Source organism: Kitasatospora sp. NPDC001309 (genome assembly GCF_042896295.1).
Classification (GTDB): Bacteria; Actinomycetota; Actinomycetes; order Streptomycetales; family Streptomycetaceae; genus Kitasatospora.
The window spans coordinates 122,083-147,241 of the sequence record NZ_JBIAXC010000019.1 but is presented as its reverse complement, the minus strand read 5'-3'; the positions used below and the strand labels follow the sequence as shown (position 1 = coordinate 147,241).

Below are 25,159 nucleotides of genomic sequence, written 5' to 3'. Positions count from 1 at the left end.
GCCCCCCCGGGCGGGCCCCCCCCCCGCCCCCCCCGGGCCGGCGGGGGGGCCGGGGGGCCCCCCCCCCCGGCCCCGGGGGGCGCGGCGCCGCAGCCCCCCGAGGGGCTGCGGCGACGGGCGGCACGGGCGGTTCTCCTCCGTCACATAGGATGTCCGGCCGGAGGGGGCGGAACGGCGGGGAGAGGTACAGGTGCGGGGAGATCGCACGGCACGGGCCACCACCGACTACGAAGCCACGACCGGTCGGATCGCGGGTCTACCGCTCCGCCGGCACCACGTGCTGCTGACAGCGTGGACGGTGCTCTGGTTCTTCCTGGTGGAGCCCAGCGGCGGCTTCTCCTGGCACTACCTGCGCCAGGGCGAACAGCTGCTGTTCAGCGGCCAGCCCGACGGCGGCCTCTCGCTCTACGCCCACCACCCCGAGCTGCAGATCGGCCCGGTCAGCCTGGCCGCCGCCCGGCTCACCGCCCCGTTCTCGCCGCACGTCGGCCAGCTGATCGCCGAGGCGGCGAGTGCCGGGCTCGGCCTGGTGATGCTGGTGCTGGTCGGCCGCACCGCCGCCCTGTACTACCTCGGCACCGGCACCAACCACCGCCGGCTCCAGCAGCGGCTGCTGATCGCCGGGCTGGCGTTCATCCCGATGTGGGTCGAGGTGTCCGTCCGCTTCGCGCACCTGGACGACGTCCTCGCGCTGTTCTTCACCACCCTCGCCGCGCACGCCCTGGCCCGCGGCAAGCCCGTCCAGGTCGCGGTGTTCCTGGCCCTGGCGGTCGATTCCAAGCCCTGGGCGCTCGCCTTCGCCCCGCTGATCCTGGCCCTGCCCCGGCCCGCCTGGCTGCGCACCGTGCTCTGGTTCTGCCTGCTGGTCGCGGTCGCCTGGCTGCCGTTCTACCTGGGCAACCTGGACACCATGGCGGCGGCCAAGTTCACCATCCCGAACCAGCCCGCCTCCGCGCTGCGCTGGTTCGGGGTCACCGACCCGGCCACCCCCTGGTGGGACCGTCCGACCCAGTTCGCGCTGGGCATCGGCCTCGGCTGCGTGGCCGTCTGGCGCGGGCGCTGGCCGGCCGTGGTGCTGCTCGGGGCGGACGCCCGGATCCTGCTCGACCCGAGCGTCTACACGTACTACACGGCCTCGATCCTGCTCGGCACCCTGCTCTGGGACGCGGTCGGCCAGAAGCGGCTGGTCCCGTGGTGGAGCTGGATCGCGCTGGCGGCGCTGTACGGCGGCACACTGTTCCTGCCGTCCGACGCGGCCCGCGGCTTCGTCCGGCTCGCCTTCGTGGTGGTCTCCGCCGCGTACGTGCTGCTCTGGCCCACCCAGCAGTCCCGCCGGCCGCGGCCACCGGCCCAGGGCGGCGGGGAGGGCCGCCGGCGCTCCGCCCGGCGGCGCGAGCGGGAGCTGGTCGACGCCTGAGGCCTCCCGGAACACGGCTTGACCCTCACGCGACGTGAGAGCGGAGGGTGGTGGTCACCACCAGGGAGGAGCTCCGGATGAACGGGGACGAGGGCTACGCGGTCGGCGCCGTGGCGAAGATCGCCAAGGTGACCGTCCGCACCCTGCACCACTACGACGAGATCGGACTGCTGTCCCCCGCGGGACGCACCCGGGCCGGCTACCGCCGGTACGTGGACGCCGACCTCGACCGGCTGCAGCAGATCCTGTTCTACCGCGAGCTCGGATTCGCCCTGGAGGAGATCACGGCGATCCTGGACGACGACTCGGTCAGCCCGACCGAGCACCTCCGGCGTCAGCACCGGCTGCTGACCGACCGGATCGGCCACCTCCAGGAACTCGCCACCGCCGTCGAACACGCCATGGAGGCACGCAGGATGGGCATTCAGCTGAGCCCGGAGGAGAAGTTCGAGATCTTCGGCGAGGGCTACCGCGAGGAGTGGGAGCAGGAGGCCGAGCAGCGCTGGGGGAAGACCGAGGCCTGGGCCGAGTCCCAGCGGCGCACCGGCGCCTACACCAAGGCCGACTGGCAGCGGATCCAGGAGGAGATGGCCGGGCTCAACGCCCGCCTGGTCGCGGCCGTCACCGCCGGCGACCCCGCCGACGGCACCGCGGCCATGGACCTCGCCGAGGAGCACCGGCAGCACATCTGCCGGAACTTCTACGACTGCACGTACACCATCCACCGCGGCCTGGCCTGCCTCTACGTCGAGGACCAGCGCTGGACCGCCACCTACGAGGAGCTGGCCCCCGGGCTGGCGCAGTGGCTGCACGACGCCGTCGTCGCCAACGCCGACCGGCACGAGAAGGCGTAGCGCAGGCGCCCGCTACGCGACCCCGCGCCCGAAGGAGCGCCGGTAGGCGGTCGGTGAGGTGCGCATCACCCGGCCGAAGTGGTGGCGGAAGGTCGCGGCGCTCTCGAAGCCGACCGCCACGGCGACCTCCTCCACCGAGCCCTCCGGCGACTCCAGCAGCGTCAGACTGGCCGCGATGCGCTGGGTGACGACCCAGCGCATCGGGCTGGTGCCGTTGCGGGCGGTGAAGTGCCGCAGGTACGAGCGGTCCGACATCCGGGCGGCCCGGGCCAGCACCGAGACGGTGAGCGGCTCGGCCAGGTGGTCCAGCGCCCACTGCATGCTGCGGGCGACCCCGTCCTCGTCCTCCTCGACCGGACGGACCGCGGCCTCGATGAACTGCGCCTGCCCGCCGTCCCGGTGCGGCGCCACCACGAAGCGGCGGGCCACGCTGTTGGCCACCTTGGCGCCGTGGTCCCGGCGCACCAGGTGCAGGCACAGGTCGATCCCGGCGGCGCTGCCCGCGCTGGTCAACACGTCGCCGTGGTCGACGTACAGCACGTCCGGGTTGACCCGCACCCGCGGGTAGCGCTGCTGGAGGAGGTCGGCGTACCGCCAGTGGGTGGTCGCCTCCTTGCCGTCCAGCAGTCCGGCGGCGGCCAGCGCGAAGGCGCCCGAGCAGATCGAGACGATCCGGGCGCCGCGCTCGTGCGCCGTCCGCAGCGCCTCGACCAGGCCGGGGGAGACTTCGCCGCCGAAGGCGTTGCGCACGCCGGGGACGATGACGGTGTCGGCCGCGGCGAGTTCGTCCAGGCCGTGCCGGGCGGTCAGCGCGAAACCGCCCACCGCGTCCAGGGGCGTGCCCGGCCGGTCCGCGCACACCTTCAGCCCGTACCAGGGCGCGGCCAGCAGCCCGCCCAGCTCGGGCCGGGCCAGCCCGAACACCTCGACCACCACGCCGAGTTCGAACGGTGCCATGCCCTCGAAGGCGTACACCGCGAGGTCGTGCACGGGCTCTGGGCGGCGGCCGATGGTGACGGCCACCGGCCGTGGCCGGACGGACGCGGCCGCGTCGACCGGCTCCTCGACGTACTGCTCGGCCATGCGAACCCCCTGCTCACGGGTGCCGGAACTGCCGGTGAGTGTAGTCGTCGCGGCCCGCCCGGAACGTCCCGCGAACTTCCCGCGAATCCCCCTGCAACCTCCACCCGCGCCGCACGTCCATCACTACGGGGCGGAGGGATCCGGGTCGGACGCGGCTGCGAGGATCTCCCCGATCACGATCTTGATCAGGTGCCTGACGGTCCGGCGAGCACGCCGCCCACCGTCCCGGGGGAAAGCAGAACCGCACATGTCCATGGCCATCGGCCCGATCGCCGCGCCACGGTGGGGGCGCGGTTTCTCCGTCCGCGCGGCCCGCGGAGTCCGGGGCGCGGTCGTCGCGCTGTTCGGTGCGCAGGAGGCCGGTGCGCCGGACTCCGTGCTCACCGTCGAGCAGCAGCAGCAGCCGGCGCAGCGCCGCTCCGGCTTCCGGCTGGTGCGCGGCGGCCGCGGTCCCGCGGAGGACCGGCCCACGCTGACCGACCTGTACCACGCCCACCGGCTGGGCCTGGTCCGGATGGCGGTCCTGCTGGTCGACCACCAGGACCTGGCCGAGGACGTCGTGCAGGAGGCCTTCACCCAGCTCTACCAGCGTCACGGCGAGCACCTGGACGACCTCGACAACGCGCTCGGATACCTGCGGACCTCGGTGGTCAACGGCGCCCGCTCGATGCTGCGCCGCCGCAGGACCGCCCGGGAGTACGTGCCCCCGCACGAGGCGGACGCCCCCTCCGCCGAGGACCACGCGGTGCTCAACGACGAGCACCGACGGGTGCTCGTCGCCTTGCAGGAGTTGACCCCCCGCCAGCGTGAGGTGCTGGTGCTGCGCTACTGGTCCGACATGTCGGAGGCGCAGATGGCCGAGACCCTGGGGCTCTCCCGGGGCGCCGTGAAGTCCACTGCCAGCCGGGCCCTGGACGCCCTGGAGAAGCACCTGGAGAAGGTTCGATGACCGACAAGTTCCCCCGCCCGGGCGGCGGTGACGGCGGTGGGCCGGCCGAAACCGCGACCGAACGGCTGCTCCGCGAGGCGATGGACGCCCGGGCGTCCCTGATCACCGTCCACGGCCTGCGCCCGGCCGCGCCCCCGCGGGGCCGGGTCCGCAGGCTCCGCCCGGTGTACCTGACCGCCGTGCCGGTCCTCGCCCTGGCCGCCTCCCTGGGGATCGGCCTGCTCGCCTTCCACGGCGACCCGGTCGCCAAGCAGGACGTCCCCCCGCCCCCGGCCGCGAGCATCACCGCGCCCCCGACCCCCGGCCCGGACGCGACCCCCACCCAGGACGCCTCGCCCACCCCGGCCGGCACCGCCCCCACCACCGGCGGTCCCGCCGCGGACCGGCCGCTCTCCGACCTCGTCCCGTCCTCGTCCGGCTCGGGCGTGCCGACCGGGCCGGGCACGCCGTACACCTTCCGCGGCGTCAAGTTGAAGGTGCCGGCCGGCTGGAAGGCCGTGCCGCTCTCGGACCAGGCGGTCTGTCTGCTGAGCCCGGGCGCGCCGACCGATCCGCAGCGGAACTGGTCGTCGGCGGTGTGCGCGCCGTACGGCGTCCAGGTCACGGTCTACAACTCGGCGGGCGAACTCCAGGGCGGTGCCTGGCCGACGACGGCCGACCTGGACGCCCCGGCCGGCTGGGCGCACCAGGGCAGTTGCCCGGTCTGGGGCAACCCCCACCCGCCGGCGGCGGGCGAGATGAACAGCGCGGGGCCGACGAAGAGCGCGGTCACCGTGGCGGGGAGTCCCGCGGTCAGGTCGCAGTGGCAGGTCACCTGCGGCAGCGACTCCTTCACGACCCAGCTGTGGGCCCTGCCCAAGGACCAGGTCTTCGTCTCGGCGCAGGGGCTCAGGTCCGACTACCAGCCCGGGCTGACGGCCGTCGTCAACAGCCTGGACCCGAGCGGCCACCAGGCCCCGGCAGCGGCGGAGCCCGGCCCGAACGACCTCGCGGTCAGCATCGACGGCCTCTCCTCCGGCCAGCAGATGCGGATCGGCAGCGCGGTCGCCACCTTCTCGGTGACCTTCCGGAACACCGGACAGGGCACCTACGACCAGGTCCAGCCGCTGCTCTTCACCGACCGCTACGGGGGCACGCCGACCGCGCCCGGCCAGCAGCTGCCCAACGACGGCAAGCTGGAGGTGCAGACGGACGGCGGCTGGTCGGTCCGGGCGGTGTCCCGGGGGAGCGACACGTCCTACGCGGTGGCGCAGGACCAGGACGTCTTCTCGCTGGGCCCGGGGCAGAGCAGGCGGCTGACCTACCGGCTGACGATCGGGCCCAAGGACGGGACCGGGGACATGCCGCTGAGGGCGCAGGCCCTGGTGCCGTACCGCGGCAGCGGCGACCTGACCGTGCTCGGGCACCAGGACATCGCGCTCAGGATCGTCCAGTAGCGCGCAGGGCCCGGCCTCCCCGCGGTGGGGAGGCCGGGCCCCGGCGCGGCCTCGGGTTCGGTCTCAGGCTCAGGCTCAGGCCAGCGAGGCCATCCAGGCCTCGACCTCGTCGCCGCGCCGCGGCAGCCCGGCCGAGAGGTTCTCGTTGCCGTCGGCGGTGACCAGGATGTCGTCCTCGATCCGGACGCCGATGCCGCGGTACTCCTCGGGCACGGTCAGGTCGTCCTGCTGGAAGTACAGGCCGGGCTCGACGGTGAGCACCATGCCGGGCACCAGCAGGGCGTCGACGTGCTCCTCGCGGCGCGAGTGGGCGCAGTCGTGGACGTCCAGGCCGAGCATGTGGCCGGTGCCGTGCAGGGTCCAGCGGCGCTGCAGGCCGAGCTCCAGGACCTTCTCGACGTCGTACACCGAGGCGTCCAGCAGGCCCCAGGCGAGCAGCCGCTCGGCGAGGACGCGCTGCGAGGCGTCGTGGAAGTCGCGGAAGCGGGCGCCCGGGCGGACCGCGGCGATGCCGGCCTCCTGGGCGTCGTACACCGCGTCGTAGATCTTCCGCTGCAGCTCGGTGAAGGAGCCGCTGATCGGCAGGGTGCGGGTGACGTCGGCGGTGTAGAGGGTGTGGGTCTCCACGCCGGCGTCCAGCAGCAGCAGCTCGCCGGGGCGGACGTCGCCGTCGTTGCGGACCCAGTGCAGGGTGGTGGCGTGCGGGCCGGCCGCGGCGATGGTGCCGTAGCCGACGTCGTTGCCCTCGACCCGGGCGCGGCGCCAGAAGGTGCCCTCGATCCAGCGCTCGGAGGTGGCGACGGCCTGCCCGAGCTCGCGGACCACGTCGGTGAAGCCGTTGACGGTGGCGTCGCAGGCGGCGCGCAGCTCGCCGATCTCCCACTCGTCCTTGACCAGGCGCAGGCCGCTCAGGAACTCCTTGAGGTCGGCGTCCTTGTCGGCGTCCAGCACCTCGGCGAGCGCGGCCTCCAGGCCGGCGTCGTAGCCGCGGACGATCCGGGTCGGCACGGCGGAGTCCTTGGCGCGCCCGGCCAGCTCCTCGGCGGCCTTGCGGACGTCGCGGGCGGGCAGGCCGAGCAGCTGCTCCTGCTCGGTCAGGCTGTGCCGGCGGCCGACCCACAGCTCGCCGTAGCCGTCCAGCCAGAACTCGCCGTTCTCGCGGTCCGAGCGGGGCAGCAGGTAGAGGGTGAACTCGTGGCCGGCGTCGCCGGTCGGCTCGCCGACCAGCACCGCGTCCTCGGTCCGGTCGCCGGTGAGGTGCACGTACTCGCTGGCGGCGCGGAAGTTGTAGTCGGTGTCGTTGGAGCGCACCCGCAGGTTGCCGGCCGGGACGACCAGGCGCACGCCCGGGTGGGCGGCGGACAGCGCGGCACGGCGCGCGGCGGCGTACGGGGCCTGGGCGACCGGGGTGAGGCCGTGCAGCTCGGTGTCGGCCCAACCGGTCCTCATCGAGGCGGACAGCTCGTCCGAGATCTCGCCGTAGAGGCCGTTCTTGCGGCCCTTGAACGGCGGCGGCTCCTCGCCGCCCTCGGCCTCGGGGTTCTCGGCCACTGCGGGGGTCCGGTCCTCGGTCACGTGCAACGCCTCCTTGGGGGTGGTACCGCCGCCCTCGGGGGAGGTGTCGGGTCGCGACACGCGCGGGCGGCCGTGCGTCCATGGTACGGACGCCCGGCCGCCCGCCCGTCCGGGGTTCGTATGGGCAGGGCCCGTCTTCGGACTCCCGCCTGCGGGGCGGCGACGGGCCCTACTCGAAGCGCGCGGCCAGCAGCATCAGGTCGTCGGTGGCCGGGGAGGCGTCCGGGGCGGGGCAGACGGCCAGCAGATGGGCGCAGAGCCGCTCCGGGTCGATCCGCACGTCGCGCGGGGCGTCGGCGGCGGCCCGGCGCAGGTTGGCCTGGCCGGCGTGCAGGGTCGGGCCGCAGCGGCGGGCCAGGCCCTCGGTGTAGAGCAGCAGGGTGTCGCCGCGCCCGGCGGTGAGCTCGACCCCGGGGGCCTCCCAGCAGGCCAGCATGCCGAGCGGGGCGGAGAGCGAGGTCTCCACGAACTCGGCGCCGTGCCGGCCGACCAGGACGGGCGGGCAGTGCCCGGCCCCGGCCAGGGTGATCCGGCGGTCCTCGGGTTCGACCCAGGCGTAGACGGCGGTGGCGGTGCGGGTCGGCTCGGTGGTCTTGAGCAGCAGTTCCAGGTCGCCGAGGACGGAGACCGGGTCCTCGCCCTCCAGTACCGCGTACGCCCGCAGCGCGGCCCGGATCCGGCCCATCGCGGCGGCCGCGCCGGGGGCGGAGCCGGGGCCCGCGCCGGGGCCGTCGCCGGAGACCGAGCCGACGGTGAGGCCGACGGTGCCGTCCGGCAGCGGGATGGCGTCGTACCAGTCGCTGCCGCTGGAGCGGTCCAGGCCGGCCGGGACGAGCCGGGCGGCCAGTCGCAGTCCGGGGATCTGCGGGAGGTGGTCCGGCAGCAGGCCGCGGCGCAGCGCCTCGGTGGTGCGCAGGGTGCGTTCCGCCTCCAGCTGCTTGGCGAGCAGCGGGGCGGCGATCTCGCAGTAGTGGCGGGCGAGTTCGCGCTGGCAGTCGGTGGGCTGGGCGGGCCGGTCGTAGAACCAGACGGCGGCGGCGAGCGGGCCGTCCTCGACGGTGGCGAGCGGGAGGCCGTAGGCGCCGCCGAGGCCGAGGTGGACGGCGAGTTCGCGCAGCCGGGCGCCGACGGCCGGGTCGTCGGCGAGGTCGGCGGAGTGCAGCTGTTCGGGGCGGTCGTGCTCGCTCAGCAGCCGGGCGAGCAGGCTCTGTTCGGTCGGGACGGTCTCCAGGGCGCCGAGGCTGGCCCGGTCCAGGCCGAGGCCGACGGGCTGGCCGGTGCCGCCGCCCGGCAGCAGGGTGACCAGGACGCCGCGGTCGGCGCCGAGCAGGGCGGCGCCGGAGGCGAGCACGGCGTCCAGGGTGGCGGTGGTGCCGCGGGCGCGGGCGAGCCGCTCGGTGTGCTCGTACAGGCTGGTGATATCGGACAGGCGTCCGGCCAAACGGTCCTGCACCGTGCTGGACGGTGCCGCGGGGCCGTCGGCGCCGCCGTCCGGAGCGTCGGTGGGGCCGGGCAGGTCCGGCGGCGGGTCGAGGACGGTGAGCCCGCCCGCACAGCCGGTCTCACCCGGCTCTGCGGGCGGCGTCGACGGCTGGGCGGCCGACGCGTGGGACTTGGTCATGCCGCCACTCCTGACGCGGTGCTACGTGCCATGCGAAACCCCCAGGTACGGCCAATGTGGAGCGAGCACGGCCAAAGGACGCGTTTCGCCTCGATTCGCTACTACTCGTCATTGATCGACAGCAATGCCACCACTTCTACACAGGCCATTCGGGGCATGTCCAGATCCAGGACGATGCGGTGGCCGGTTCCACGTCCGCGCGACCCGGTCGGAGGGCGCGCACCGGGCGCGGCGCGCCGGTCGGCGCCGGAGGCATGGAGCGAGCCGGGAGCGGGCAGAACCGAGGGGACGGACCGGGCGGCCGTCCGGATCGTATGTCCGCGCCGCCCGCGATCCGGGCTGGCCGGAAGTCTCTCACTCGTACGGTGGAACCAAGCGCGCCCGGGCGACGTCCATCCGGTCGCATACGGGATTCTCGTTCCAGGGGCTGTTCCAGTGCGCGGCCCTTCTCATGTCGTGCTCCACACCGTGCTCCACGTCGTAGCCGCGCCGTCCGCCGTGCCGCCCGCCCCGTTCCGCGCCTTTCCGGGGCCGTGCCGCCGCGGGCCCCTGCGGCGGTCCCGACGGATGTCGGTGGGGCGGAGCGAACCGAGCGGTCAGGGAAAGGAACGAGCGCCATGCGTGAGAACCCGAAGAGCCCGAGGAGCCGGTCGCAGGAGTCCCGGGAGCCGCAGGAGTCGTCCGCCCGGCTGGCCGCGGCCCTCACGGCCGCCGTCGAACACCGCTGGCCGGTGGTGCCCGGCACCGTGCTGTGCGGCGGCCGCTGTTCCTGCGGGGAGCCGGACTGCCCGGCGCCCGGCGCCCATCCGCACGACCCGTCCCTGCTGGCCGCCACCACGGACCCCCGGATGGTGCGCTGGTGGTGGGAGCGGCAGACCCCGGACGCGCCGGTGCTGGCCGCCACCGGCTCCGCGGTCTCGGCGGTCAGCCTGCCCGCGGCGGCCGGTGCCAGGGCGCTGGTCCACCTGGGCGCGCTGCGGCTGCCGCTCGGCCCGGTGCTCGCGATGCCGGGCCGCTACGCCCTGCTGGTGGCCCCGTACTCGCTCGACGCCCTGGGCGAGATGCTCGCCCAACTCCCTTCGGTGCCAGGATCGTTGCGCTACCACGGGCCGGGCGGCTTCCTGCCGCTGCCGCCCGGCGGCGGGGCCGGGAGGGTGCGCTGGGTGCTGGCGCCGCGGCCGGCCGCGGCCGGTGGGGTCCGGTTGCCGCAGGTCGGGCCGCTGCTGGGGGAGTTGGTGGAGGCGACGGTCCGGCTGGACAGCGGGCGCTCGACGTACTGACGGATCGCCGGGTCGGGCCGGACTCCGGGCCCGGTGGTGCGGGGCGTTCCGGAAAAAGAAAAGATCCGGCCGCTGGCGACGGGGGATGCACCAGCGGCCGGACTCTTTAGACAGTAACAAGGATCCGCGCCCGCGCCAATTTCCAAGACGCCCTCCAGGCCCGGAAATTGCGGCTTCCCGGCGACAATGTGACGCGTATCACCCGGATCCTGCGCGCTTTAGTTCAGGGTGACCTGACGGTTCACCAGGTTCGCGCGGGCGCGCCGCTCCTCGGCGGTCAGCTCGGTCGGGTCGGCGAGGACGGCGGCGAGCCGCTCGCCGAACTCGGCGGCCGGCTTCTCGCAGTCGGCGGCGGTCATGGCGAGCGGGAGGTCCCACACCGGGACGGTCAGGCCGTGCGCGCGGAACGAGCCCACCAGGCGGGTGTCCGCGCCGAGCGAGGCCTCGCCGGCGGCGTTCAGCCGGGCCAGCGCGTCCAGCAGCCGCTCCTCGGGCACGGTCATCACCCAGCGCAGGTGGTTCTTGTCCGGGGTGCCGCACCAGTAGGCGGCGTCGACGCTCGCGAGCTTCTCGGTCGGGATGGCGGAGGCGTTGGCGCGCTCCAGCGAGGCGGCGACCTCGCCGGTGGCGGTCTCGGCGTCCTCCAGCCAGAACTCGAAGCCGGTGTGCACGGTGGGCGTGAACGCGGCGGAGGCGTCCAGCAGGTCCTGGAGGCGGCGGCCGCCCGGGACGGTCCGGCGGGCCGGGACGGGGCTGCCGGGCTCGGTGGCCAGGGCCAGCTCCAGGGCGTCCGCGAGGTCGCGGCTGAGGTCGCCCGAGGAGGACTGGGTCTGCAGGCCGAGCAGGATCGAGCCGTCGGGGCGGCGCAGGGCCGGCCAGGCCAGCGGCAGCACCGTCGCCAGGGTCACCGACGGGACGTCGCCCCCGGCGGTCGCGGTCACTCCGGCGGCCAGCGTCAGCGGCACCGTGGCGGCGGGCACCAGCTCGCGCAGCGCCACCCAGTCGGCCTCGCCCGGCAGGCCCTCGAACGGGCGGTGAACCAGCTCCTGCACGGCGTGCGAGGCCTCCCGGCCGTGGCACGCCTTGTAGCGGCGGCCCGAGCCGCAGGGGCAGTCCTCGCGGGCCCCGACCACGGGGATCTCACCCGTGACGGCGGTGGTGGACTGGCGCTGCGGCGCCTTCTTGGCGGCCTTCTTGCCCATGCTGCGGCTCTCCCGGGGACGGTGGTCCTGTTTCACGGGAAGCCTACTGAGGTTCCCCCGGCGCGCGGGAACGCGCCGGGGCGGGCGCCGGTCGGACGGGTGCCGTACGCCCTGGTGCCGTACGCCCTGGTACCGGTCGGACGGGTGCCGCTCGGACGGCTACGCGCTGCGGGCGGTGCCGCCCCCGGTGCGCCGGGCGTGCCGGGCGCGGGCGGGCAGCGCCGCCCAGACCGTGACCTCGCCGGGCGCGTCCCGGACGCCCCAGTCGCTGGCCAGCTGGTCGACGATGGCCAGGCCGCGGCCGCCGCGCGAGGTCAGCGAGGGGCTGGCGGGCAGCGGCCGGGTGGCCGCGCCGCCGTCGGTGACCTCCAGGGTGAGCACGCCGTCGGCGTGCATCTGCCAGCGGACCAGCACACCGCCGGCCGGCTCGGCCGTGTCGTCCTCGGGCTCCCGGCCGCCCGGTGCCGGGTGCGTCCCGGAGGGGACGCCGACCAGCACCTGGTCCACCACCTCCGCCCGGGCGCCGCGGCCCAGGGCGGGCAGCGGGCCGAGCGGACGGGCGTACCGACAGGCGTTGCTCAACAGTTCGGAAAGGATCAGAACAGCATCATCGATGACCGGTTCCGGTATCTGCCGGTCACCCAGATCTCGACGCAGTCGGCGCCGTGCGACCCCGACACTCGCTGGGCCGTGCGGCACTGCCATGGTCGATGAAGTCGGCACTTCACGCGCCACCATCAACGCCACCCCCGGACCTCCTTCAGCGTATGCCGAGGGATGGATGCCCCTTGGTAATGCGTCGGAAACGACTGTCGGAGGATCCTGCGGGCCCTTTTCCGGCGGCGCGACTCAGGGTCGACAAGAGGTCATTCCGTGCTCACCCTCCGTCGCCCGATCGCAAGAATTCCGGCAATACCGTGCGCGGAAGGTTTGACTGCCGACCAGGGTGATCAGGTTTCCCCGGGTACCCGGGGCGCCCGGCCCCGGCTCAGCGGCCGAGCTGGGCCAGCACCTCGGCGGGCCTGTTGGTGATGATCGCGGAGACCCCGAGCTCCAGGCAGAGCTCGACGTCGGCCGGCTCGTCCACCGTCCACACGTGCACCTCGTGGCCCAGCTCGCGCAGCCGGGGCACCAGCTGCGGCTTGGCCTTGATCAGCTCGATGCCGGGGCCGGCGATCCGGGCCCCGCCCGGCAGCGGCTGCCCGGGGCGCAGGCGGCCCAGCAGCGGCAGCATCCGTTCGATCAGGAACACCCGCCGGTAGTCGGGCGCGGCGGCGGCCACCCGGTTCAGCGCGATCGAGGAGAAGCTCATGATCCGGGCGGACGGGCGCTCGCCGTCCGGCGCGGTGCCGATCTTGTACCGCTCCAGGGTGCGCAGCAGCTCGGCCTCGACCCGGCCGCGGAACCGCACCGGGTGCTTGGTCTCGATCGCCAGGTCCACCGGGCGGCCGCAGTCCACCACCAGTTCGAGCAGCCGCTCCAGCCGCAGCACGCCGCGCAGCTCGGGGTCGGTGCTGGGCCGGCCGGTCTTCCAGGCGCCGAAGTCGTACGCCTCCAACTCGGCCAGCGTCATCGCGGAGACGGTGCCGCGGCCGTTCGAGACCCGGCCGATCCGGCGGTCGTGCACGCAGACCAGGTGGCCGTCGGCCGTCACCCGCACGTCGCACTCGACGGCGTCCGCGCCCTCGTCGAGCGCGCGCCGGTACGCCGCGAGGGTGTGCTCGGGCAGGGCGTGGGAGGAGCCGCGGTGGGCGATCACCTGGACGGAGGGCGTGGTGCGCGCCGCCGCCGAGGGCAGTTCTGGGCTGGTCACGGCCCCAACGATAGGGGGCGCGGGTGAACCCGGGGCGAAGCCGGTCCCAACCTGCGGGGCCGGCTCCGCCCCCGGTGCGTCAGGCCCGGGCGGTGCGGCGGGTCAACGGGGTGAGGCCCCAGGTGACCAGCGCCGGCACCAGGAAGGCGAACAGCGAGGCCGAGGTCCACTCCTGCGGGGTGAAGTGCAGGGTCCGCTGGGCCGAGGTCCAGAAGTCCACCCATCCGTCGCCCACCGCGGTCGGCGCGATCAGCTGGTAGACGGCGAAGCCCAGCACCCACGGCAGCAGCATCAGCCAGCGGGACGGTGCCCGCTCGGAGAGGTCCCAGCCGTGCCGGCCGGCGCCGAAGAAGTAGTCCACCGCCAGCACCGCCAGCAGCGGTACGAAGACCGAGCCGATCAGGCCGAGGAAGTTGCTGTAGGTGTCGGTGAACCGGTCGATGCGCAGCGCCAGCACGGTGGTCAGCACGCCGATCCCGCCGCTCAGCACCCGGCGGTCCACCCGCGGCAGCAGGTTCTGCAGCGACATCGCGGTCGAGTAGACGTTGGCGAAGGACTGGTCGGTCTCGCGCAGCACCAGCACCAGGAGGAACAGCCAGCCGGCCCAGACACCGAGGAAGGAGTCGAAGATCCGGCTCGGGTCGCCGTCGGACTGGAGCAGCGCCATCAGGCCCAGCACGTAGCACCAGACCTGGGCGACGGTGTAGCCGGAGAAGGTGCCCCAGAAGGCCGACTTCGGGCTGCGCGAGTGCCGGGTGTAGTCGGCGGCCATCGGGACGAAGGAGATCGACACCGCGATCATCGCGTCGGTGGCGCCCAGGAAGCCGTGCCAGTTGCCCGCGCCCGGGTCCGGCACGCCCTGGCGGCCCAGCTGGACGGTGAAGTACACCATCGCGACCGCGACCGCCCCGGCCACGAAGCGGCGCAGCACCGCGATCGAGCCCAGCGGCCAGATCGTCAGCGCGGTGGTCAGCGCGCCCGCGAGCAGCACGAACAGCCAGCGGTAGTCGCTGGTGTGGGCGACGGTCTGGGCGCCCGCCGCGATGGTCAGCAGCTCGAACACGCCCCAGCCGACGCACTGGACGATGTTCAGCACGGTCGGCAGGTAGGACAGCCGGGTGCCGAACAGGCCGCGCAGGTTGGCCATCGCCGGGGCGCCGGTGCGGGCCCCGATCAGCGCGGCGACGCCGAGCATCGCGGTGCCGACCGCCGTACCGGTCACGATCGCCGTCACCGCGGCGGCCAGCGACAGCTCGCTGCCCTTCTCGCCGAGCACGGTCGCGGCGGTGGAGAAGCCGATCAGGCTGACGCCGAGGTTCATCCACAGCGCGAAGTGGTCCCGGAAGCGCAGGGTGCGCGGCGGCTCGGTGTCCAGGACCAGCGGTGCCTCGACGCGGTGGTCCAGCAGCGCGGCGCCGGCGCCGGCCGGGTCCGGCGGGAAATCCTTGGACGCGGGCGCGCCCGGAGAAGAGGATGGCGAAGCAGGCGGCATGGCCGATACTCCCTACGCCGGCATTACCCGGACAGGTTCCGGCGGTCAGCGCCCCCTCGACGGTCCGCCGGTCACTGGCCTGGCGTACGGTCGACATGCGCACTCTCAGCCTGGTCGGTCCAAGCTCCCGCGTGTCAGTTTGGAGCGACAGGCTAACCGGCACGGGTACGAACGCCAAAGGCCACGGGGTGCGCGGTCCGCATCGCGGGACGCCGGGCGGGGGTGGGGAGCCCCGGTTGTCGGTGGCGGCTAAGGATTCTTATGAGTTATTCAGAGGGGTCCTTACGGCAATCGAATCGCCGGTGCGAAAAACTATGGTCCTTGGTTCTGTCAGCTATGGAGGTCGTCCGTGAGCACCGAGCGCGAGGTTGGGCCCATCGGGCCGCAGGGGGAGCAGCCCGCGGGGGCCCCGGAGGCGGCGGGTGCCGTTCCCGACGGCACCGCTCAGGGCGGCCACAAGCCGACCATGGCCTTCAGCCGGGTTCCCGAGCCGAAGGACGAACCGGTGGACAACCCGGTGGCCGGGCCGGTGGACGGGTCGGCCGACGCCGCCCCGGCCGACAGCGGGCACCAGCCGACCATGGCGTTCGGCCGGGTCCCGGAGCCGGCCGCCGCGAGCGCGGCGGCCGAGGCCGCCCCGGCGGAGGGCGGGCACCAGCCGACCGTCGCCTTCACCAAGGTGCCCGCGCCGGAGGCCCCGGCCGCGCCGGCCGCGCCCGCCGTCGAGGAGCCCGCCGTCGACCCGGCCACCGGCTACATCGACGCCCCGCCGCCGGTCCTGCCGCCCGCGCCGCCCGCCCCGGCCCCGGTCGCCGCCGCTCCGGCCGCGCCCGCCCTGCCGCCGGGCACCCCGGGCACCAACCCGTACGCGACCCCGACCCACGGCGTGCCCGCCGCCGGCGCCCACGAGGGCTACGGCGTCCCGGCCGCCAACGCCCAGGAGCCGTACGGCGCCCCGGCCGCCGGTGCGCCCGTCGCGCCCGGCGCACCCGGGCACCACCCCTTCGGCGCCGGCCAGCCGCTCGGCGGCTGGGGCGGCGGCCACGACGCCGGCGCGGGCCACCCCGGCGGCCCCGGCGGTCCGTTCGGGTACCCCGCCGAGTACCCCGGCGGCCCGGGCGGCCACGGCCCGCGCAAGAAGCGCGGCGGCCTGGTGGCCCTGCTCGCGGCCGTTGCGCTGGTCGCCGGCATCGCGGGCGGCGCGGTCGGTGTGGTCGCCAGCGACCACGCGGGCAGCAGCAGCTCGGCGGACGACCACCGCAGCACCACCGTCCAGGCCAGCAACACCCAGAAGAACGAGCCCGTCCCCGGGTCGATCGCCGCCATCGCCCAGAAGGCGCTGCCCAGCGTCGTCACCATCAAGGCGCAGAACAGCACCGAGTCGGGTACCGGCACCGGCTTCGTCTTCGACACCGAGGGCCACATCCTCACCAACAACCACGTGGTCGCGCCGGCCCTCAACGGCGGCAAACTGACCGTCAAGTTCGCCGACGGCACCTCCTACACCGCCTCGGTGCTGGGCCACGCCGAGGGCTACGACGTCGCCGTGGTCAAGATCGACAACCCGCCGAAGAGCAAGCTGTCGCCGCTGCCGCTGGCCGACTCCGACAAGGTCAACGTCGGTGACGCCACCGTCGCGATCGGTGCGCCGTACGGCCTGGAGTCCACCGTCACCAGCGGCATCGTCAGCGCCAAGGACCGCCCGGTCGCCTCCGGCGACGAGACCGGCTCGCAGGCCTCGTACATGAACGCCCTGCAGACCGACGCCTCGATCAACCCCGGCAACTCCGGCGGCCCGCTGCTGGACTCCAGCGGCGCGGTGATCGGCATCAACTCGGCGATCCAGTCCAACGCCTCCGCCAACGGCCGGGCCGGCAGCATCGGCCTGGGCTTCGCCATCCCGATCAACCAGGCCAAGTGGGTCGCGGACACCCTGATCAAGACCGGCAAGCCGGTCTACGCCAAGCTCGACGTGCTGCGCAACGACGACTACAAGGGCGACGGCGCGCAGATCCAGACCAAGGACGTCCAGGGCCAGCCCGCCGTCACCCCCGGCGGCGCGGCCGACAAGGCCGGCCTCAAGCCGGGCGACGTGATCACCAAGCTCGGCGGCGCGCCGATCGAGAACGGTCCCGCCCTGGTCAGCCGGATCTGGACGCACAAGCCGGGCGAGACCGTCGACGTCGAGTACACCCGCAACGGCCAGACCATGACCACCAAGGTCACGCTCGGCCAGCGGGACGGCGATCAGTGACCCCCCGGGCCCGCGGAATCGTGTGCGCCGAAGGCCGTCGGACCCGTTAGGCTGACCTCCGCCTGGAGAGCTGCCCGAGCGGCCTAAGGGAACAGTCTTGAAAACTGTCGTGGCGTGACCCGTCACCGTGGGTTCGAATCCCACGCTCTCCGCCGGTAGGAGAAAACACCTGCTCAGGGCGGGTGCCGAGATCGTTTCGGCACCCGCCCTCGGTGTTTTCCGGGGCGGGCCGGCGGTGGGCCGACGGTGGGCCGACGGTGGGCCGACGCGGGGTCGCGGCCGGGCCGGCGGCCGGGGGTTGACCCTGACACAGGGGGAGACGGTGGAGTGGGAGCACCATGTTGAACATCGGAGACTTCGCCGTCCACGGCCGGGTGTCGGTGCGGATGCTGCGCCACTACGACGCGATCGGCCTGCTCACACCCGCCAGGGTGGACCCGGCCACCGGGTACCGCTCCTACGAGGCGGGCCAACTCGCCCGGCTGAACCGGGTGATCGCGCTCAAGGAGCTCGGCTTCACGCTGCAGCAGGTGCGGGCCGTGCTGGACGAGCACCCGGACCCGGCCGAGCTGCGCGGGATGCTGCGGTTGCGGCGGGCCCAGCTCGCCGAGGCGATCGCGGCGGACGAGCAGCGGCTGGCCCGGGTGGAGGCGAGGCTCCGGACGATCGAGAGTGAGGGGAACATGTTCGAGCACGATGTCGTGGTGAAGCCCGTTCCGTCCGTGCGGGTGGCCCAACTGAGCGGTGTGGCGGCGAGTTACGCGCCGGAGGACATCACCCCGGTGATCGGCCCGCTCTTCGACGAGCTGTGCCGACGGGTGGAGCAGGCCGGGATCGAGGTGGTCGGGCCGTCCGTCGCCCGGTACGAGGACGGGCCGGAGGGCGACGGTTCGGTGGTCGTCCGGGTGGCCCTCCAGGTCGCGCCGTCCGTGCGGGCCGGCCGGGACGACATCGAGGTGGTCGACCTGGCGCCGATCGAGGAGGCGGTGACCATCGTCCACCGCGGCTCGATGGACGACGCGATGGGCAGCTTCCAGGCCCTGGCCCGCTACATCGACCAGAACGGCTACCGCTCGACCGGCTACGCCCGGGAGCGCTACCTGGAGACCCCGGCCGACCGGTCCGGCTGGGTCGTCGAGTTCCAGGAACCGGTGGTCCGCAGGTAGCGGCCGCCGCTTGCCCTCGACCAGGTCGAGGGTCCTAGCGTCACCCGGCATGACCACCGCGACCTCCGCCGGGACGGCCCGGCGCACCGCCCTGCCCCGGCCGTACCTGCTCTGGCTGGCCGGGGCCCAGGCCGGGCTGCTGGGTGACGCCGCGCTGTCCTTCGCCCTCGGCTGGGCCGCCTCCGGGTACGGCGGCGGGGCGGCCGGGCTGGTGCTGACGGCGGTCACCGTGCCCCGTACGGTGCTGGTCCTGCTGGGTGGGGCGGTGGCGGACCGGTTCGGCGCCCGCCGGGTGATGCTCGTCGGGGACGCGGTGATGCTGGTGGTGACCGCCGCACTGGCGCTCGCGGTGGCCGGCGGCCGGGGCGCGCCGCTGTGGCTGCTGGTCGGGGCGGCCGTGGCGACCGGGGCGGTCGACGCGTTCCACCTCCCGGCGAGCGGCTCGATGCCGCGCCGGCTGGTGCCCGCGGACCGGCTGCCCCGGGCGCTCGCGCTGCGGCAGGCCGGCGGGCAGTGCGCGGTGCTGCTCGGGGCGCCGCTGGGCGGCCTGCTGGTCGCCGGGGGCGGGCTCGCGGGCGCGGCGGCGGCGGACGCGGTGAGCTTCGCGGTCGTCCTGCTGGTCCTGCTGCGGGTCCGGCCGGACCGGGAGGGGCCCGGTCCGGCTCCCGCCGCCGCCCCGGTGGGCCTGCTGCGGGAGGCGGGGGCGGGCGTCCGGCTGGCCCTGGGGGATCCGCTGCTGCGGGCCGCGCTGCTGCTGACCGGGGCCGCCGCGGGGGCGCTGCTGCCCGTGGTCTCGCTGCTCGGCCCGTTGCTCGCCCGGGCACACGGCTGGGCGGCGGGCACCGCCGGACTGGTGACCGCCGGTCAGGCGGCGGGGGTGCTCGCGGTGGCGGCGGCGGTCGCCTGGCGCGGCGGGCTGCCCCGGCCGGGGGTCGGGGCGGCCGCCGGGCTCTGCACGGCCTCGGCGGGCACCGTGCTGCTGGCGCTGTCCGGCGGTCCGGGGGCGGCGGTGGTCGGCAGCACGGTGGTGGGCCTCGGCTCCGGACTGTTCGCCTGCCACCTCGGGCCGCTGGTGCTCGGCGGTGCCCCGAACTCCCATCTCTCCCGGGTGCAGGCCCTGTTGACGCTGGTGCAGAGCCTCGCCCTGGTGCTGTCCACCGGGCTGCTCGGGACGGCCGCGGACGCGACGGGGGCCGTCCCGCCCGCCCTGCTCTGCGCCCTCGCCACCGGGGCGGCCGGGCTGGCGGCCCTCGCCACCCCGGTGCTGCGCCGGGCCTGACCGACCGGCACCGCCGGTCGGCGGGACACGGGCCGGCGGCCGGTGGCCGGTGCCGAGGCCCACTTGCCCGGCTCCGGGCCTCGGGGCAGAGTGCGGAGGTGGCGGCGGCGCGGTGGTGACTGGAGGCGGCGATGAGTGATCTGACGGACCGACTGGCGCTGGGCCTCCCGGTGGAGGCGGTGGTGGTGGATCCGGACGTGACCGCCGCCTACAGCCACGACATGGCGGGCTTCTGCGCCGCCGGGACGCCCGCCGTGGTGGTCTTCCCGGAGACGGTCGAGCAGGTGCAGCACGTGCTGCGCACCGCGACCGAGCTGCGGGTGCCGGTGGTGCCGCAGGGGGCCCGGACCGGGTTGTCGGGGGCGGCGAACGCCGTCGACGGCTGCGTCGTGCTGTCGCTGGTGAAGCTGAACCGGATCCTGGAGATCGACCCGGTGAACCGGGTGGCGGTGGTCGAGCCGGGCGTGGTGAACGCGGAACTGTCGCGCGCGGTCGAGGAGTTGGGTCTCTGCTACCCGCCGGACCCGTCCAGCTGGGAGTCCTGCACGATCGGCGGCAACATCGGCACCGGCGCGGGCGGGCTCTGCTGCGTGAAGTACGGCGTCACCAGCGAGTACGTGCTCGGGCTGGACGTGGTGCTGGCGGACGGCCGGCTGCTGTCCACCGGGCGCCGCACGGCCAAGGGGGTGGCCGGGTACGACCTGACCCGGCTGTTCGTCGGCTCGGAGGGCACCCTCGGGGTGGTGGTCCGGGCGGTGCTGGCGCTGCGGCCCGCGCCGGAGCCGCAGCTGGCGCTGGCGGCGGAGTTCCCCAGCGCGGACGCGGCGGGGGCGGCGGTCTGCGCGGTGATGGAGCGCGGGCTGACCCCGTCGCTGATGGAGCTGATGGACGCGGTCTCCGTCCGGGCCGTCAACGAGCTGGGGCAGATGGGGCTGCCGGAGTCGACCCGGGCGCTGCTGCTGGTGGCCTTCGACGGGCCGGACCGGGAGGCCGGGCTGGCCCGGGTCGCGGAGCTGTGCCGGGAGGCCGGGGCGACCGAGGTGGTTCCGGCCGAGGACCAGGCGGAGTCGGACCTGCTGCTGGCGGCCCGGCGGCTGGCGCTGCCCGCGCTGGACCGGCTGGGCACCACGATGATCGACGACGTGGCGGTGCCGCGCTCCCGGCTGGCCGAGATGCTCAACGGCGTCGCGGCGATCGCCGAGCGGCACGCGCTGACGATCGGGGTGGTCAGCCACGCCGGGGACGGCAACACCCACCCGATCGTGATCTTCGACGCCGCGGACCCGGAGCAGACGGCGCGGGCCCAGCGCTCCTTCGACGAGATCATGGCGCTCGGGCTGGAGCTGGGCGGCACCATCACCGGGGAGCACGGGGTGGGGCTGTTGAAGCGGGACTGGCTGGCCCGTGAGCTGGGGCCGGTCGGGCTGGACCTGCAGCGGCAGGTGAAGGCGGTCTTCGACCCCTTGGGCATCCTCAATCCGGGCAAGATGGTCTGATTTTCGGCGCGGATATCTTCTCCTCATGCGCATCCTTCGGCCCGCATTCTCGGTACGACTTTCCGATGGTCTGTGAATGGCTGGAAAGTCGACTTGGAAGGGTGGGCGAACCTTTCGGGGGCGTGTTCAGGGGTGGCCCGCGCCGGGGGTGGTGCGCCCGGAGGTTCGTACGGCACTGACGCGCCGTCGTCCGACGTCCGCGGAAAGGCCGCCGAACGGGCGAAGTCGCAGGTCAGTAGCGGTGTGTCGGCGCACTGTCCGATCTTCCGCCCGTTATGCGCGGCCCGGGTGGATATCACGCTAACGGGCGAAAACTGCTCCGTCGGCTAGTGCTTTGTCGATTTGTTGCGGAAGTCTTTCTCCCGGCGTCGCAGCCCGCAGGTGTTCGTCTGGCCGGCGAACCCCCGCACCATGCTCGACCAATGCACGATTAACGGCTTCTTGGAGGCTCACATGGCTCGCTTCAACACCCGCCGGGTGTCCGGGTTCCTGCTCGCCGCCCCGCTGGCGGCCGGTCTGCTGCTGGCCGGTGCCGGGGCCGCCGCCGCCGACAACGGCGCGGGCGCCGCGGCCGGTTCCAACGCCGGCGTGGTGTCCAACACGGGCACCGGCAACATCTTCGGCGGCCTCGACGGCAACTACGTCTCCAACCAGCAGACGGCCACCGGCGCCGGCGCCTCGAACCAGAACAACACCGTCGCGGTGAAGGACAACGCGGGCAACGTCCTGGCCGGTCAGGGCAACAAGAACATCAACGTCATCTTCGCCCCGATCTTCCCCTGACGGCCCCGGGTGCCACTGCCGGCGGGGGCGCCGGAGGTGGACGGCCGCGGGTGAGCTGAGCATCCGCGGTGGGGTTCGGAACGGTCACCGGGCGGGCTTCCCGCCCCGGGCGGACCGGGGAGACCGGACGAACGCATGGACCGGCCAGCGGAAAGGGTCGCCGCGAAGCCGGCCTCGTGGGCGGTGCCGCCATCGGCACCGCCCACGAGTGCGTCCGGGCCCGGGGCCCCACCGGCCCGCCACCCGCGCCCGGCCCGCGCGCCCGGCCCCTGCGCCCCGCCCGTACGCCCCGCCCGCACGCGCCCCGCCCCCCGCGAGCGGCCCGGATCCCTCCAGCGAGGGCCCGCGCCCGGCGCCGTCGGTCCACGGCGGTACGGTTGCGCTCCGACAGCGCTCCACGTGCCCGGGCCCGGAACGGACGGCCCGGTCGGGGCGGCGACCGCGGCAATCGGAAGGAAGGCGCGCGATGGCGGCGGAGGACGAGGGCCTGACCGGCCCGGACGGGGCCAGGCCCGCACCGGAGCCGCAGTCGCAGCCGTGCCCGGCACCACCGGACGAGCGCCGGCCCGGGCCGAGGTCCGTCCCGGAACTGCTGCTCGGTCGCCCGCCGATGGCCCGCCCGCTGCCCTCCTTCGACCCCGCGGCCGCCCCCGCCGAGCCCGGCCCGCTGTTCGTGGACTGGCTCGCCACCGCCCTGGACGCCGGGGTGCTGGACCCGCAGGCCTTCACCCTCGCCACGGTCGACGCCGACGGCATGCCGGACGCCCGGGTGCTGGTGCTGCGCGACGTGGACGCGGCCGGCACCGGCTGGAACTTCTCCGCGGCCGCCGACAGCCCCAAGGGCCGCCAGCTCGCCCACCACCCGGCCGCCGCGCTGAACGTCTACTGGCCGCAGCTGGGCCGCCAGGTCCGGGTGCGCGGCAGCGTCGAGCGGGCCGCCGACCTGGTCGCCGCCGCGGAGTTCGCCACCCGCTCGCCCGCCGCCCGGGTCGGTGCGCTGGTCGGCCGGCAGAGCGAGCCGCTGGCCGAGCTGACCGAGTACGACGAGGCGGTGGCGGTCGCCCGGCGCCGGCTGGAGGCGACCCCGGACGCCGTCGCGCCCGGCCACGCGGTCTACACCCTGTGGGCGCACGAGGTGGAGTTCTGGCAGGGCGACGCCCAGCGCCGGCACGTCCGGCTGCGCTACACCCGCACCGGCCCGGTCCGCACCCCGGAGTGGTCCCGCACCCTGCTCTGGCCGTAGCGCCGTTGCCGTGAGGGGCCGGCCGCGCCCGGTCGGCGTCCTCCGGTCGGCCCCCTCCCGCCAACCGCCTCTCGCCAGCCCCCTCTCGTCAGACCCGTCCGGTCAGCGCCGTCCGGTCAGCGTGGCCCCCACGCTGGCCGCGACCACGCAGCCGATCCCGGCCAGCTGCGCGGCGCCCAGCAGCTGGCCGAGCACCACCAGCCCGACCAGTGCGCTGACCGCCGGCTCCAGGCTGACCAGCACGCTGAACACCCGCTGGGGCATCCGCCGCAGCGCCGTCATCTCCAGCGCGTACGGGAGCACCGGCAGCAGCAGCGCCACCCCGGCCGCCGAGGCGAGCAGCACCAGCGGCGAGGCGCCGGGGGCGGTCAGCCCGTCCCAGGCCTCGCCGAGCCCGAACGGCGCGAGGAACAGGGCGCCGACCGTCATCGACACCGCCAGCCCCTGGAAGCCCTGGAAGGCGGCGCCGACCTTGTCGGTGAACAGGATGTACAGCGCGTAGCAGCCGGCCGCGCCGAAGGCGTAGAGCAGGCCGACCGGGTCGAGCGAGCTGCCGCCTTCCCCTTCGCCGAGCAGGGTCAGCAGGACGACCCCGGCCGCCGCGAGCAGGGCCCAGAGCAGGTGGCTGGCCCGCCGGGCGAAGACCAGGGCGACCGCGAGCGGGCCGAGGAACTCGATGGTCGCGGCGGTGCCCATCGGCAGCCGGTCGATCGCCCCGGCGAACAGGAAGGTCATCCCGGCGGAGGCCATGCCGAGCAGCGCGGCCGCGGCGAGGTCGCGCGGGCGCTTGTCGCGCAGCCGGGGCCGGGTGACGGCGAGCAGGATCACCGCGGCGAAGCCCAGCCGCAGGAAGGTGGTGCCGCTGACCCCGAGCGGGCCGAACAGCGGCTTGGACAGGGCGATGCCGGTCTGCACCAGGAACATCGCGACCAGACACAGAAGCGGCGCCGGGATCCTGTCCGGGCGCCGCAGGGCCTTGCCGATCCGGCCGGTGGACCGGCCGGGGCGGAGCCCCGGGGGCGCCGTGGAGCCGGGCTCCCCACCTCGTCGCCGGCTGCCCCGCTCGCCGGCGGGCCCGCCCGTGGGGGCGGGCGGCGTGGCAAGGGCCTCGGCGACGGCGGCGGCCGAGGTGGGGGCGACGGTTTCGCCGGTATGGGAGGTGGGCATGCTGACGAGTTTGCCGTAAGGAGTGACCAACCAGCAAGCTCGTTACAACCCGTTCACGGAAACCGGGACGGATGCGGACGGGTGCGCCCGAAAGGGTGGACTCGAACGGGCCGCGCGGCGTGGCGGACGCGTTCGTCCGACGGTCCGTCAGTATCAAGGCCGGGTGCGCTGTCTCCGCCCGGCGGCCTTCCTCGCCGCCTCCCTCGTGCTCCTGCTGGCCACCGGCGGGACGGGCGTGAGCGCCGAGGCCTCCGTCCCGGCCGCCGCCGCCCTCCCGCGCATCCGGGCCGTCCGGCTCCCCGACCGGATCGGCCCGCCCCGGTTCCGCGACAACTGGAGCGGCGCGGCCTTCGACGTCTGCACCGCCCCCTCGACCGACGCCCTGCGGGCCTGGCGCGCCGCCTCCCCGTACGGGGCGGTCGGCATCTACGTCAGCGGCTCCCAGCGCGGCTGCCCCCAGCCCCGGCTCACCGCGGACTGGATCCACCAGGCGCGCTCGATGGGCTGGCGGTTCCTGCCGGTGCACGTCGGCCTCCAGGCGCCGTGCGCCGATCCGAGCCGCAAGCCCCGGCGGATCGACCCGGCCGAGGCCGCCCAGCAGGGCCGGGACGAGGCCGGCGAGGCCGTGCGCGCGATGCGCTCGCTCGGCTTCGGCCGGGGCGCCCCGGTCTACCTGGACATCGAGGCCTACCCGATGCGCGACGCCGGCTGCGGCCGGGCCGTGGTCGAGTTCACCCTCGGCTGGACCCAGGCCCTGCACGCGGCGGGCTACCGCTCCGGCTTCTACTCCAGCCTCGACTCCGGCGTCGCCGACCTGGCCGCCGCGGCCCGGGCCGGCAGCGGCCCGCTCCCGGACGCCGTCTGGTACGCCCACTGGGACGACCACGCCGACACCGCTTCCGCCGGCCCGCTCGGCCCGCAGCTCTGGGCCTCCCACCAGCGCGTCCACCAGTACCACGGCAACGTCCAGGAGACCTACGCCGGCGAGACCCTCACCGTCGACCGCGACCGGGTGGACGGCCCGACCGCCGGCTGACCGGGTACGTCAG

The 25,159-nt window shown here is 74.9% G+C and carries 20 protein-coding genes, 1 tRNA gene and 1 riboswitch; of the genes, 13 read left to right on the top strand and 8 right to left on the bottom strand.

All coding sequences use genetic code 11. From position 1 onward, the window contains the following. Nucleotides 1-277: 277 nt before the first annotated feature. Nucleotides 278-1,417: a hypothetical protein gene (locus ACFY2K_RS20815; RefSeq protein WP_375882674.1), complete on the top strand. Its 1,140-nt coding sequence runs from the start codon at nt 278-280 to the stop codon at nt 1,415-1,417. Nucleotides 1,418-1,494: 77 nt separating this feature from the next. Then, on the top strand, nt 1,495-2,271 hold the full coding sequence (locus tag ACFY2K_RS20810) for a MerR family transcriptional regulator (protein ID WP_375882672.1): 777 nt from the start codon (nt 1,495-1,497) through the stop codon (nt 2,269-2,271). 12 nt (nt 2,272-2,283) lie between these two features. On the opposite strand, the gene ACFY2K_RS20805 is transcribed toward ACFY2K_RS20810, so the two are convergent. After that, nucleotides 2,284-3,354: a helix-turn-helix domain-containing protein gene (locus tag ACFY2K_RS20805; protein ID WP_387713041.1), complete on the bottom strand. Its 1,071-nt coding sequence runs from the start codon at nt 3,352-3,354 to the stop codon at nt 2,284-2,286. A 247-nt stretch (nt 3,355-3,601) separates the two neighbouring features. Between ACFY2K_RS20805 and ACFY2K_RS20800 the strand changes: the two genes are divergently transcribed. Both ACFY2K_RS20800 and ACFY2K_RS20795 read left to right on the top strand, forming a co-directional pair. Continuing rightward, nucleotides 3,602-4,303, top strand: coding sequence for an RNA polymerase sigma factor (locus ACFY2K_RS20800; protein ID WP_387713038.1), 702 nt, complete (start codon nt 3,602-3,604; stop codon nt 4,301-4,303). Further along, the gene (locus ACFY2K_RS20795) at nt 4,300-5,739 is read left to right on the top strand and encodes a hypothetical protein (RefSeq protein WP_387713036.1); all 1,440 of its coding nucleotides are present in this window, start codon (nt 4,300-4,302) and stop codon (nt 5,737-5,739) included. Before ACFY2K_RS20800 ends, ACFY2K_RS20795 begins: the two co-directional genes overlap by 4 nt. 75 nt (nt 5,740-5,814) lie before the next feature. Here the strand turns inward: ACFY2K_RS20795 and ACFY2K_RS20790 are convergent, their stop codons facing one another. Both ACFY2K_RS20790 and ACFY2K_RS20785 read right to left on the bottom strand, forming a co-directional pair. Beyond that, nucleotides 5,815-7,314 (bottom strand): aminopeptidase P family protein, encoded by a 1,500-nt coding sequence (locus ACFY2K_RS20790; protein WP_387713033.1) that lies wholly within the window; start codon nt 7,312-7,314, stop codon nt 5,815-5,817. Between the two features lie 169 nt (nt 7,315-7,483). Further along, on the bottom strand, nt 7,484-8,935 hold the full coding sequence (locus tag ACFY2K_RS20785; protein WP_380591313.1) for a PP2C family protein-serine/threonine phosphatase: 1,452 nt from the start codon (nt 8,933-8,935) through the stop codon (nt 7,484-7,486). A gap of 617 nt (nt 8,936-9,552) precedes the next feature. On the opposite strand from ACFY2K_RS20785, the gene ACFY2K_RS20780 reads away from it, so the two are divergent. Next, nucleotides 9,553-10,215 (top strand): bifunctional DNA primase/polymerase, encoded by a 663-nt coding sequence (locus ACFY2K_RS20780; protein ID WP_375882657.1) that lies wholly within the window; start codon nt 9,553-9,555, stop codon nt 10,213-10,215. 218 nt (nt 10,216-10,433) lie between these two features. Here the strand turns inward: ACFY2K_RS20780 and ACFY2K_RS20775 are convergent, their stop codons facing one another. The 4 genes from ACFY2K_RS20775 to ACFY2K_RS20760 form a co-directional block, all read right to left on the bottom strand. Further along, a complete protein-coding gene (locus tag ACFY2K_RS20775) occupies nt 10,434-11,417 on the bottom strand; it encodes a DUF5926 family protein (protein WP_380396425.1) in 984 nt (327 codons plus the stop codon). Nucleotides 11,418-11,576: 159 nt separating this feature from the next. After that, entirely contained in the window at nt 11,577-12,164 is a 588-nt protein-coding gene (locus ACFY2K_RS20770) for an ATP-binding protein (RefSeq protein WP_375882653.1), read from the bottom strand. A gap of 241 nt (nt 12,165-12,405) precedes the next feature. Then, nucleotides 12,406-13,230: a glycerophosphodiester phosphodiesterase gene (locus ACFY2K_RS20765; RefSeq protein ID WP_375882651.1), complete on the bottom strand. Its 825-nt coding sequence runs from the start codon at nt 13,228-13,230 to the stop codon at nt 12,406-12,408. Nucleotides 13,231-13,309: 79 nt separating this feature from the next. Beyond that, nucleotides 13,310-14,722 carry a purine-cytosine permease family protein gene (locus ACFY2K_RS20760; RefSeq protein ID WP_387713029.1) on the bottom strand — a complete coding sequence of 471 codons (1,413 nt, stop codon included), beginning with the start codon at nt 14,720-14,722 and terminating at the stop codon, nt 13,310-13,312. Further along, nucleotides 14,715-14,863: riboswitch (TPP riboswitch) on the bottom strand. Its footprint overlaps the gene before it by 8 nt. A 208-nt stretch (nt 14,864-15,071) precedes the next feature. Here ACFY2K_RS20760 and ACFY2K_RS20755 point away from each other — a divergent pair. The 7 genes from ACFY2K_RS20755 (at nt 15,072) to ACFY2K_RS20725 (ending at nt 22,943) form a co-directional block, all read left to right on the top strand. Continuing rightward, nucleotides 15,072-16,976, top strand: a complete 1,905-nt coding sequence (locus ACFY2K_RS20755) for a S1C family serine protease (protein ID WP_380640440.1) — start codon at nt 15,072-15,074, stop codon at nt 16,974-16,976. A gap of 64 nt (nt 16,977-17,040) precedes the next feature. Then, nucleotides 17,041-17,128 (top strand) — tRNA-Ser (locus ACFY2K_RS20750). Between the two features lie 186 nt (nt 17,129-17,314). Beyond that, nucleotides 17,315-18,142: a MerR family transcriptional regulator gene (locus tag ACFY2K_RS20745; RefSeq protein WP_380523400.1), complete on the top strand. Its 828-nt coding sequence runs from the start codon at nt 17,315-17,317 to the stop codon at nt 18,140-18,142. A gap of 49 nt (nt 18,143-18,191) precedes the next feature. After that, the gene (locus ACFY2K_RS20740; protein WP_380591323.1) at nt 18,192-19,421 is read left to right on the top strand and encodes an MFS transporter; all 1,230 of its coding nucleotides are present in this window, start codon (nt 18,192-18,194) and stop codon (nt 19,419-19,421) included. Between the two features lie 131 nt (nt 19,422-19,552). Further along, on the top strand, nt 19,553-20,917 hold the full coding sequence (locus ACFY2K_RS20735) for an FAD-binding oxidoreductase (RefSeq protein ID WP_387713024.1): 1,365 nt from the start codon (nt 19,553-19,555) through the stop codon (nt 20,915-20,917). 453 nt (nt 20,918-21,370) lie between these two features. Next, nucleotides 21,371-21,700, top strand: a complete 330-nt coding sequence (locus ACFY2K_RS20730; protein WP_375882638.1) for a hypothetical protein — start codon at nt 21,371-21,373, stop codon at nt 21,698-21,700. Nucleotides 21,701-22,166: 466 nt separating this feature from the next. Continuing rightward, nucleotides 22,167-22,943 carry a pyridoxal 5'-phosphate synthase gene (locus ACFY2K_RS20725; protein ID WP_380640446.1) on the top strand — a complete coding sequence of 259 codons (777 nt, stop codon included), beginning with the start codon at nt 22,167-22,169 and terminating at the stop codon, nt 22,941-22,943. A 102-nt stretch (nt 22,944-23,045) separates the two neighbouring features. Here the strand turns inward: ACFY2K_RS20725 and ACFY2K_RS20720 are convergent, their stop codons facing one another. Next, nucleotides 23,046-24,110 carry a DMT family transporter gene (locus ACFY2K_RS20720; RefSeq protein ID WP_375882633.1) on the bottom strand — a complete coding sequence of 355 codons (1,065 nt, stop codon included), beginning with the start codon at nt 24,108-24,110 and terminating at the stop codon, nt 23,046-23,048. Nucleotides 24,111-24,273: 163 nt separating this feature from the next. Here ACFY2K_RS20720 and ACFY2K_RS20715 point away from each other — a divergent pair, with 163 nt between their 5' ends. Continuing rightward, a complete protein-coding gene (locus ACFY2K_RS20715; protein ID WP_380523404.1) occupies nt 24,274-25,146 on the top strand; it encodes a DUF1906 domain-containing protein in 873 nt (290 codons plus the stop codon). Nucleotides 25,147-25,159: the final 13 nt, after the last annotated feature.